Origin of the sequence: Corynebacterium sp. (assembly GCF_012837295.1) — a bacterium.
Taxonomy (GTDB): Bacteria; Actinomycetota; Actinomycetes; order Mycobacteriales; family Mycobacteriaceae; genus Corynebacterium.
Window position 1 is genome coordinate 1 of sequence record NZ_DURI01000047.1, and the last position, 9,643, is coordinate 9,643.

At 68.0% G+C, this 9,643-nt stretch carries 8 protein-coding genes, 2 tRNA genes and 1 pseudogene; 3 read left to right on the top strand and 8 right to left on the bottom strand.

Annotated elements, in window-relative coordinates; genetic code table 11:
• The 5 genes and pseudogenes from GX015_RS01555 to GX015_RS01575 form a co-directional block, all read right to left on the bottom strand.
• Window positions 1–217: pseudogene (locus GX015_RS01555) on the bottom strand (hypothetical protein); the annotation flags it as partial.
• A 645-nt stretch (window positions 218–862) separates the two neighbouring features.
• Window positions 863–1,495: an ATP-dependent Clp protease proteolytic subunit gene (locus GX015_RS01560; protein ID WP_046650504.1), complete on the bottom strand. Its 633-nt coding sequence runs from the start codon at window positions 1,493–1,495 to the stop codon at window positions 863–865.
• A 103-nt stretch (window positions 1,496–1,598) separates the two neighbouring features.
• Entirely contained in the window at window positions 1,599–2,264 is a 666-nt protein-coding gene (locus tag GX015_RS01565) for an ATP-dependent Clp protease proteolytic subunit (protein WP_082719087.1), read from the bottom strand.
• A 215-nt stretch (window positions 2,265–2,479) separates the two neighbouring features.
• On the bottom strand, window positions 2,480–3,859 hold the full coding sequence (gene tig / locus GX015_RS01570; protein WP_291342272.1) for a trigger factor: 1,380 nt from the start codon (window positions 3,857–3,859) through the stop codon (window positions 2,480–2,482).
• Between the two features lie 67 nt (window positions 3,860–3,926).
• Window positions 3,927–4,003: transfer RNA gene (locus tag GX015_RS01575), tRNA-Pro, on the bottom strand.
• Window positions 4,004–4,177: 174 nt separating this feature from the next.
• Here GX015_RS01575 and GX015_RS01580 point away from each other — a divergent pair.
• Together GX015_RS01580 and GX015_RS01585 are read left to right on the top strand one after the other, a co-directional pair.
• A tRNA-Gly gene (locus GX015_RS01580) sits at window positions 4,178–4,252 on the top strand.
• Between the two features lie 246 nt (window positions 4,253–4,498).
• Window positions 4,499–4,711 carry a hypothetical protein gene (locus GX015_RS01585; protein ID WP_291342273.1) on the top strand — a complete coding sequence of 71 codons (213 nt, stop codon included), beginning with the start codon at window positions 4,499–4,501 and terminating at the stop codon, window positions 4,709–4,711.
• Window positions 4,712–4,803: 92 nt separating this feature from the next.
• On the opposite strand, the gene GX015_RS01590 is transcribed toward GX015_RS01585, so the two are convergent.
• A complete protein-coding gene (locus GX015_RS01590; RefSeq protein ID WP_291342274.1) occupies window positions 4,804–6,093 on the bottom strand; it encodes an MFS transporter in 1,290 nt (429 codons plus the stop codon).
• Complete coding sequence (locus GX015_RS01595) at window positions 6,090–7,523, bottom strand: family 1 glycosylhydrolase (protein WP_291342276.1); 1,434 nt, start codon at window positions 7,521–7,523, stop codon at window positions 6,090–6,092. Before GX015_RS01595 ends, GX015_RS01590 begins: the two co-directional genes overlap by 4 nt.
• Before the next feature lie 279 nt (window positions 7,524–7,802).
• Here GX015_RS01595 and GX015_RS01600 point away from each other — a divergent pair, with 279 nt between their 5' ends.
• Window positions 7,803–8,675 carry a DUF1542 domain-containing protein gene (locus tag GX015_RS01600; RefSeq protein WP_291342278.1) on the top strand — a complete coding sequence of 291 codons (873 nt, stop codon included), beginning with the start codon at window positions 7,803–7,805 and terminating at the stop codon, window positions 8,673–8,675.
• A gap of 467 nt (window positions 8,676–9,142) precedes the next feature.
• Here GX015_RS01600 and GX015_RS01605 read toward each other — a convergent pair whose 3' ends face one another.
• Window positions 9,143–9,619, bottom strand: a complete 477-nt coding sequence (locus tag GX015_RS01605) for a ribose-5-phosphate isomerase (protein WP_035123591.1) — start codon at window positions 9,617–9,619, stop codon at window positions 9,143–9,145.
• Window positions 9,620–9,643 lie beyond the last annotated feature (24 nt).

Below are 9,643 nucleotides of genomic sequence, written 5' to 3' on the forward strand. Positions count from 1 at the left end.
CCGCCGCCGAACCGACCACCACCGCCGAGTCGACCGTCAGGGCGACCGCCGCCGCCCGCGCCGTCGCCTGTTCCCACGGTGGAAGCGCTGCGTACCGTTCGATGGTCATGGCCACCTCCGCGGTCAGGAACACGAATCGATTCGCATCGTTCCACACATTCTCCGCATGCTTCCTGCGCACTTCGATCAGCCCAAAGTGATCGGTCCAATTCCTCATGGGCGCAGCGTCGCCCGGACTCCCCGTTTGCGCCACCCGCTTGCTTCACGACGACCACCCGATTGTGGAAAACCCACCACCTGTTGATGGTCCCGACACGTGCCACCCCGGGGTCGCCGACGCGTGGGGCCCCTTTTCCCGAAAGGAGGCCCACCTCCTCCACCTCGGGCGTTCGCAGACGCCCCACACGTGCTCCACACCCCGAAAGGAGGCCCCACACGTGCTCCGCACCCCGACAGGAGACCGACCTCCTCCACGTGGCCGTCCCAAAACCCGAAAACAGCACCCTCATACAACCCCCAAAAGCCAAACCCCGAAATCAAAACCCCGAAAGGAGCCGATGAGTGGCGTTCAAACCCCGAAATCGAGGGTGATCTCGGGTTATTCCTTTCGGGGTTTGCAAAAGAGGAGGTCGGAGGAGCCTTGAACGCGAAATTCGACGTGGAAAGTCGGGAGGGCCCGGATGAGCGAGAGAGCTCGGGAGGGGCTCGGAGGAACTCGACGAACACCACCCCTGGGCATGCGAAAGCCCGGCCCCACCACGGGGACCGGGCTGCACGCCGGCGCACTCGGCACCGGCTCGGTATCGGCGCAGTTCAGCTCACGCACCACCGGCGCGCTCACGGCCGCACTCGGCCGAAACCGCTACTTCTTCAGCTTGCGGTACTCGAAGACCTGGTCGATGATGCCGTACTCCTTGGCCTGCTCGGCCGTGAGGATCTTGTCGCGATCGGTGTCCAGGCGCACCTGCTCGGCGGTCTGGCCGGTGTGCTGCGCCAGGGTCTCCTCCATCAGCTTGCGCATGCGCTCGATCTCGGCGGCCTGGATCTCCAGGTCGGACACCTGGCCCTGCACGCCCTGGGTGGCGGGCTGGTGGATCAGAACGCGCGCGTTCGGCAGCGCCGCCCGCTTGCCCGGCGCACCGGCGGCCAGCAGCACCGCGGCGGCAGACGCGGCCTGCCCCAGGCAGACGGTGTTCACGTCGGGGCGGACGTACTGCATGGTGTCGTAGATCGCCATCAGGGAGGTGAACGAACCACCCGGCGAGTTGATGTACATGGTGATGTCGCGGTCCGGGTCCAGACCCTCGAGCACCAGCAGCTGCGCCATGATGTCGTTGGCGGCGGTGTCGTCCACCTGCGATCCGAGGAAGATGATGCGCTCCTCGAACAGCTTGTTGTACGGGTTGGATTCCTTGGCGCCGAAGCTGGAGTGCTCGACGAAGGACGGCAGCACGTAGCGCGACTGCGGCATCTGCATGTTGTTGCTCATCTCCATGTTCATTTCGTGCTTCTGGCTCAGGTTCTCGGCCCGCCCGGCGAATCCGGCGTCGCCGGCGATGTCGCGGTTCATCTCGCGTTCCTCGCTTTCCGACGCCGGCCTACTGGCCGGAATCCTGCTCGTCGGCGACGTCGGCGGCATTCTCGGCGTTGCGCTCGGCGTCGTCGCTGGCGGTGTTGCCGGTGCCGTTCTTGGCGTCGTTGGCGTCCTTCAGGGACGTCACCACGTGGTCGACGAAGCCGTACTCCAACGCCTCGGCCGCGGTGAACCAGCGGTCGCGGTCGGAGTCCTCGACGATGCGCTCCAGCGGCTGGCCGGTGTGCTCGGCGATCAGGCGCGCCATTTCCTTCTTCGTCTGCGCAAACTGCTCGGCCTGGATGGTGATGTCGGAGGCGGTGCCGCCGATGCCGGCGGACGGCTGGTGCATCATGATCCGCGCGTGCGGCAGGGCGTAACGCTTGCCGGGCGTGCCGGCGGACAGCAGGAACTGGCCCATCGAGGCCGCCAGGCCCATGCCGTAGGTCGCCACGTCGCAGGGCACGAACTTCATGGTGTCGTAGATGGCCATGCCGGCGGTGACGGAGCCGCCCGGGGAGTTGATGTACAGCGCGATGTCGCGCGTCGGGTCCTCGGCCGACAGCAGCAGCATCTGGGCGCACAGCTTATTGGCGATCTGGTCGTCGACCTGGTCGCCGAGGAAAAGGATGCGCTCCTTCAGCAGCTTGTCGAACACGGAGTCGGCCGGGGCGTGGTTCTGGTCGCTCATCGAAAAAGGGTTTCCCTTCCATTTCGCCTTCGCCGCCGTTTCACGGGCGGCCCGCCTCGGGGGCGGAATCTCTCATGCGGGATCTCTCACCGAGGGTAACGAAAGGGACCGCCCCTTTGTTTCGGGACGGCCCCATGTTCGCTGACAGCGTCGGGGCCGGGGATCGGCGTCGTCAAGCACGCTTTGCTTTGCGACGATCCCCGTCCGGCGCCGGCTTACTTCTCGGCGTCGTTCTCGTCGGCCTTCGCCTCGGTCTCGGCGGACTCGGGGGCCTCGGCCTCGCCGAAGAACTCCGCGACGTCGACGTCGTTGCCGTCGGTGTCCTTGACGGACGCCTTCAGGATCGACACGGCCAGGGCCTTGCCGCGGCGGACATCGGCGAAGAGGTTGCCCAGCTGGCCGGACTGCTGGATCTGCTGGATGAACTGGTTCGGATCCATGCCGTAGGACTGGGCCGTGAACAGGATGTGGTCGGTGAGCTCCTGCTGGGAGACCTCCGGCTGCTCGGCCTCGGCCAGCTCGTCGAGGAAGAGCTGGGTGCGCACGGCCTCTTCGGCGGAGGTGCGGGAGTCGGCGTCGAACTGCTCGCGGGTGGTGCCCTGCGCCTCGAGCATGGTGTTCAGGACGGCCTCGTCGCCGCCGAACTGGCCGAGCAGCTGCTGCAGCTGGCCGTCGACCTGCTCCTTGACGACGCCCTCCGGCAGCGGCACCTCGGTCTTCTCGAGGGCGGCGGCGAGCACCTTGTCGCGGATCTGCTGGGCCTGCTCGCCCTTCTTGGTGGTCTCGACCTGCTTGGCCAGGTCCTCGCGCAGCTCGTCGATGGTGTCGAACTCGGAGGCCATCTGGGCGAACTCGTCGTCGGCCTCGGGCAGCTCGCGGACCTTGACGGACTGGACGGTCACGGTGACCTGGGCGTCCTCGCCCTCGTGCTCGCCGGCGACCAGCTTGGTGCCGAACTCCTTGGACTCGCCCTGGGCCAGGCCGGTGACGGCCTCGTCCAGGCCGTCGATCAGGTCGCCGGAGCCGACCTGGTAGGACAGGCCCTCGGTGGAGGCCTCCTCCAGCTCCTCGCCATCGACGGTGGCCGACAGGTCGATGGAGATGAAGTCGCCGTCCTCGACGGCGCGCTCGACGCCGGTGAGGGTGCCGAAGCGGGCGAGGAGGTTGTCGAGCTCGGCCTGCACGGCCTCGTCGTCGGCCTTGAGGGCGTCGACCTCGACGGAGATGTCGGAGAAGTCCGGCAGCTCGATCTCGGGGCGGACGTCGACCTCGGCGGTGAACTCGACGACGTCGCCGTCCTCCAGCTTGGTCACGTCGACCTCGGGCTGGCCGATGACCTTCAGGTCGTGCTCCTCGACGGCCTGGCCGTAGCGGGACGGGACCATCTCGTTGAGGACCTGCTCCAGGATCGGGCCGCGGCCGACGCGCGCCTCGATCAGCTTCGCCGGGGCCTTGCCCTTGCGGAAGCCCGGGATCTGGACCTGCTGCGACAGGGCCTCGTGGGCCTTGTCGAACTCGGGCTTGAGCTCGTCGAAGGGGACCTCGACGGTGATCTTGACGCGGGTGGCGCTCTGCTGCTCGACGGAGGACTTCACTGGTTGCACACTCCTGTTAGTAGATGTGAGTTGATGATTTCACAGACCACGGGAGTGCCCGTGATGCTGGTCGGGGTAGCGGGATTTGAACCCACGGCCCCTCGCTCCCAAAGCGAGTGCGCTACCAAGCTGCGCCATACCCCGTTGTGAATACGTCGTGCAGTCTACGTGGCTCCCATTCGGGGGGCGATCACCGCCCCGGTTTAAGGCGGTGGCGCGGCGATTATGGCGGCGGGCGCGGGGTGCGCTATAGTTTTCCCCACGTTCACGAGGGACCGGTTCTGCTTTACGACGAGCCAGTCACCACCTCTGAGCTGCGGGGATGTCGTATAGTGGCTAATACCTCAGCCTTCCAAGCTGAAGACGCGGGTTCGATTCCCGTCATCCCCTCCACTTTCCCTCGACCAATTCGATTGTCGATGCGCTGACCGCCGGTTCCCTTTGGGGCCGGCGGTTTCCGCGTTCCGGGGCAGCTGCCGGGCGACTGCGGGGAAACGTGGTACAGCGGCGGGACGACTGCGGGGAGGGCGGAGTCGTGAGGCGGGGACACGTCACGGTTGCGTTGAGGCGCGGTCACAAGTCGATGGCACTGACGTTCCGGGGCTTTTGCTGCCGTAATGCGTCGCTATCGTGGTTTGCATGGATCCCCGCATCATCGACAAGGACACCGGCGTAGAGCTGTGGACGGCGGCGGAATGCGCCGAGTTCACGGGCACCGCACGCGGCACGTTCACCAGCTATGCGGGCCGCGGCAAGGCGCCGGTGCCCGCCACGAAGCTCCACGGGCTGACCCTGTGGAACTCCGATGACGTCCGGGAATGGCAGAAGGGCCGCGACGAACGCAAGAAGTGAGCCAGGGGGCTCATTCCCCGCCGATCGCCACCGCGCGATCGCTTGCCCGGCATCGCCCCCGAGAGAGTCGGCATCGTGGCCGATCACCGGGCTCACGCCACCGAACGCACCCGGTAGACCAGCACGGCGCCGATCGCGGTGAGCACGCCGGCGAACACGTAGAGGCCCGGGTACCCGCCGAGCTGCGCCAGCGCGAACGCGGCGAGCACGGGCGCGGCCATGTTCGGTCCGGCGACGGCGAGGTTCATGACGCCGACGTCGCGGCCGCGCTCCTCCGCCTTGGGCAGCACCTGATTGATCAGCGCCTGATCCACGGCCATGAACACGCCCCACGACAGACCCAACAGCACGGCCGCCCCGATGACCATGGTGAACGACGTCGCCACGGCCATGATCGCGCACGCACCGGCGACGCCCAACGATGACGCCGCCACGAAGATCCGCCGCTTGCCCATCTTGTCGGACAGTTTTCCGGACAGGATCGCCGTGAGGATCACGCAGCCGGCGTAGGCGCCGGTGAGCACCAGCACCCCGGCATCAGGGTCGGAATGCCCGATGTGGTCCCGCAGGTAATAGAAGAGGTAGAACAGCGCGACCGAATTGCCGGTGGTGACCAGGAAGCGGGCGACGAACACCCACGCGAAGTCGCGGTACGGCCCACCGGGCGCGTCGGCGACGGCGGGGACGACGGCGGTCTCGCCCGCATCATCGTCGTAAGGCACCGGCGACAGCGGGCCCCGCGACCGCACGCGGGACACGTCGCGGAACCCCGGCAGGAACTGGCCGATGAAGATGAGCAGCAGAGCCGCGGTGACCATGTAGGCCAGGCCGACGTCGAACAGCGTGGCCACCACAGTGCCCAGTACGACGCCGAGCGTGTACGTCAACCCCAGGACGCCGGAAACCATCCCGTACTGGCGGTCCGGCACGGTGTCCGGCGCCACCGCCTGCGCCGCATTGATGGACGCGGCGATGGCCAGCTGAAACACCGCCCAGCCGATGGTCAGCGCCGTGAAGCCCGGGGCCGCGCCGAGGAACACCAGCGACCCCGCCGCCGCGAGCCCGCCGAAGAGGATCCACGGTGCCCGGCGGCCCCAACGGGAGTTGGTCCGGTCCGACAGCCAGCCGGCCAGCGGGTGACCGATGATGGAGAAGAATCCGCCGATCGCCATCAGCAGCGCGAGCTTCTGCTCCTTGTCCCCCGGATGCCAGACCAGGATCTGCTGGGCGAGCAGCAGCTGCGTCGGCGCGGCCCACGAGATGTTCTGCCCCAGGTACAGCAGCCCATAGCGGAGGACCCACCCGTTGGTCACCGGCGTGCGCTGCGCCGGGTCGGCGGTGAAGCGTCCGACGTCGGCGATGGCCCTTTCGGCCGCGCTCATCGGGTGGCCCCCTGCGCGCCGGAGCGGACGTTCGGGTCGGTGCGCTCGTCGGCCACCGGATAGCGCCGGCCCGCCGCGTAGCGTTCGTGCATGTCCGGGGTGATCCGGCCGGCGGCGACCAGTTCGGCCAGCAGGCGGCCCGACGGCTTGAGCGTTCGCTCCTGCGTCTCGTAGTCGAGATGGACGATGCCGAACCTCGGCTCTTCGCCGTCCGCCCATTCCCAGTTGTCCACGAAGCACCAGTGGTACCAGCGCTCGACGGGCACGTCCGACTCCGCGATCGCCCGGAGGTGCTCGAGGATGAACCGCGGCCGGAAGGACTCCAGCTCGCCGGTGGCCGGGTCGCCGAGATCGCACGTGCCGTTTTCGGTGATCCACACCGGACCCCCGAACCTCTCGTGCAAGTCCCGGGCGCACTCGACGAGGCCGTCGGGGTAGATCTCCCACCCGAGGTCGTTGACGGGGACGCCGGCGAACGTGCCGTCGTCGAGCTTGTCCACGGCCGTGCGCGAGTAATAGTTGAGGCCCAGGAAGTCGTGGTGGCGCCCCGATGGCAGGGATCGGCCCATCTTCGCGCCGCCCAACAAAGGATGGAACTTCCCGGCCAAGTGGGCGTCGGCGACGATGTCCTGGAACAGATGCCGGTTCAGCCGGGCAAGGCCGCGGTGGACGGGGTTGCGCGGATTGCGCGGGGCGAAGGCGCGTGCGTGGTGGGCGATCCCGACCTGCGCCCGGTCGCCCTGGATTTCGTGGATCAGCTCGTACCCGCGGATGTGGGAGACGGCCGTGTTGCGCAGCACCGCCATGGTGTCGCGCCATGACCTGTTGCCCGGTGGCCCCGAGCGGAACAGATGAGCCTGGGTCGCGTAGACGTTGGGCTCGTTGACCGTCACCCATTCGTCGACGAGGTCGTCCAGGGCCCGCACCGTCGTCGCGGCGAAACGGAAGAACGCGTCCGCCGACCCGTCGGCGGTGAACCCACCGCGCAATGCGAACCACCGGGGATTGACGAAGTGATGCAGCGTCACCAACGGACGGATCCCCTTGTCCCGCAGGTCGGCGATCTCCTCCCGGTAGCGATCGAGCACCGCGTGGTCGAACTCCCCCGGCCGAGGTTCGATGCGCGCCCACTCGACCCCGATGCGGGCGATGGGCAGCTTCAGCGACGCCATCAGGTCATTGTCCTCGCGCCAGCGGTTCCAATGATCGGTGGCGCGAAGCGGGGTCGACCCGTCCGCGATGTTGCCGGGCACCCGGGACCAATCCAGCCAATCGTTGTTCTCGTCGCCGCCCTCGATCTGCCCCGCCGCCGAGGCCGTGCCGATGAGCAGCCCCCGCAGGTCGACGTCGCCGACCAAGGGTTCCGCGACCGGCGACGTGCGCGGTGCTGGTTCGAGCGTGCGATTTCCGGCTGGCCCCGTGGTTGACATGCCGTCACACTATGTGTGCCAGTTCACTTTTTTCATCAATTTGCCCCTGAACGTGATCGCGCCGAGACGTTACGGAAGCCCGGTCCATGAAACGGGCGGCTCGACGGGTCCGGCGGCGTCGTCGTAAAGCATGATCGGCGGGAAAAACCCGGCAGCCCTGGAACGAATCCGGCCGTTCGCCCGTTGCACCATATGTAACCGGAGCGCGTGTCACCGGAACACGTGGAACCGGAGCACGAACGCCCGACCCCCTCACCGATAGGACAGTGACCCCAGACGATGGAAGCCTTCCTCCTCATCGCCGTCGTGATCATCGGCGGCGTCCTGCTGATCCAGATGACGCAGAAGCGCCAGAACAAGGCCATCGAGCAGCGCGCGCACGACGACGTCGCCGACGCCGTGGCCGATGCCCGGCGCTGGATCGAGAGGCTCGGCTCGCAGGTGCTGTCCATCGCGGGGTCCGACACCGCGTCCACGCAGGCCATGGCCGACGCGTCGGAGCGGTACAACGCGGCGTCGTCGCAGATCTCCACGGCCAACACCGTGAAGCAGGCGCAGCTGGCGCGCGAGTCCGCGCTCGAGGGCCTGCACTACGTCAACGCCGCCCGCGAGATCATGGGCATGCCCGCCGGTCCCGCACTGCCGCCGCTGGAGGGCCAGCGCTCCGCCGGTTCCGTCACCGAGCAGCGCACCATCGAGCACGAGGGACGCCAGATCTCCGCGTCGCCGGTGGCCACCGACGAGACCCCGAACTACTACCCGGGCGGCAAGGTCGCCGGGCGCCCCGTGCCCGCCGGCTGGTACTCCGAGCCGTGGTGGCAGTCCGCGCTGCGCACCGGCATGTGGACCATGGGTTCGGTGCTGCTGTTCTCCATGATGTTCAACGGCATGGCGGGCGTGGCCTACGCCGCCTCCGACTTCGAGAGCGGTGCCGGCGACGGATCCGAGGGTGCCGGCGACGCCGGTGACGCGGGAGATGCGGGAGATGGTGGCGATGCCGGTGACGCCGGTGACGCGGGCGGCGACATGGGCGATGCCGGCGGCGACGCGGGCGACGGCGGCGGCTTCTTCGACGGTGGCCTGTTCGGCGGAGACGGCGGCGGCGATGGCGGCGGTTTCTTCGACGGCGGCGGATTCGACTTCGACTTCTAGCCCGGGCGTCGCCTCGCTTCGAGGCCGGCGCCCCCAGCGCCCAACTTCCCCCGGCGCCGGCGCTCCCCCTCCCCTTCCACTAACCCGCGGTCCGCATGGTCCGCGGGTTTCGTGCATTTGCGGTTACGCCCCTGCGCCTCGAAATCCATCGCCGCAGGTCACGAGCTTCACCAATGCAGCCCCGGCACCACATGTGCACGAGATTCCGCGGCCATCGCCATCCCTCGTGCCCAGGAGATGCCAACGTCGCGTCGACAACCGCGTTTCCGCAGGTGGCCGAAATCGATGGCATCCTCTCGGCACGAAAGCGCGGAACTCGAGGCGGCCGGACCGTCGCGCAGCCAGAAGCACCACGCTGCCGGCACGTAAACGCGGAACTTGAGGCGGCCGGGCCGTCGTCAAGCGAAAAGCGGCACCCCACGCGAAGTGGGATGCCGCTGATCTGCCGCCGACGTGCGGCGCGGGAACTACTCCTGCTCGGGCAGGGCGGGGGCGATGCCGGTCTTCTCGTACTCGGCGAGGATGTCGATGCGGCGCTGGTGGCGCTCTTCCTCGCTCCACGGCTGGGCGACGAAGGCGTCGACGATGGCCAGCGCCTCCTCTTCGGAGTGCATGCGGCCGCCGAGGCCGATGAGCTGGGCGTTGTTGTGCTCGCGCGCGAGCTTGGCGGTCTCCACGGACCAGGCCAGGGCGCAGCGGGCGCCCTTGACCTTGTTGGCGGCGATCTGCTCGCCGTTGCCGGAGCCGCCGAGCACGATGCCCAGGGAGCCCGGGTCGTTGACGGTGCGGGAGGCGGCCTCGATGCAGAAGGCCGGGTAGTCGTCGGCGGCGTCGTACACGTGGGCGCCGCAATCGACGACCTCGTGGCCCGCCTTTTCCAGGTGGTCCTTGATCAGGTTCTTCATCTCGAAGCCGGCGTGGTCCGCGCCAAGGTAAATACGCATGGGACAAGCATAACCAGGCCGGCG

Bases quoted from the DNA above. Each gene is read 5' to 3' on its own strand.
- GX015_RS01565 (WP_082719087.1), bottom strand. From the start codon at position 2,264: ATGAGCGACCAGAACCACGCCCCGGCCGACTCCGTGTTCGACAAGCTG.
- GX015_RS01600 (WP_291342278.1), top strand. From the start codon at position 7,803: ATGGAAGCCTTCCTCCTCATCGCCGTCGTGATCATCGGCGGCGTCCTG.
- GX015_RS01585 (WP_291342273.1), top strand. From the start codon at position 4,499: ATGGATCCCCGCATCATCGACAAGGACACCGGCGTAGAGCTGTGGACG.
- GX015_RS01590 (WP_291342274.1), bottom strand. From the start codon at position 6,093: ATGAGCGCGGCCGAAAGGGCCATCGCCGACGTCGGACGCTTCACCGCC.
- GX015_RS01595 (WP_291342276.1), bottom strand. From the start codon at position 7,523: ATGTCAACCACGGGGCCAGCCGGAAATCGCACGCTCGAACCAGCACCG.
- GX015_RS01605 (WP_035123591.1), bottom strand. From the start codon at position 9,619: ATGCGTATTTACCTTGGCGCGGACCACGCCGGCTTCGAGATGAAGAAC.
- GX015_RS01560 (WP_046650504.1), bottom strand. From the start codon at position 1,495: ATGGAGATGAGCAACAACATGCAGATGCCGCAGTCGCGCTACGTGCTG.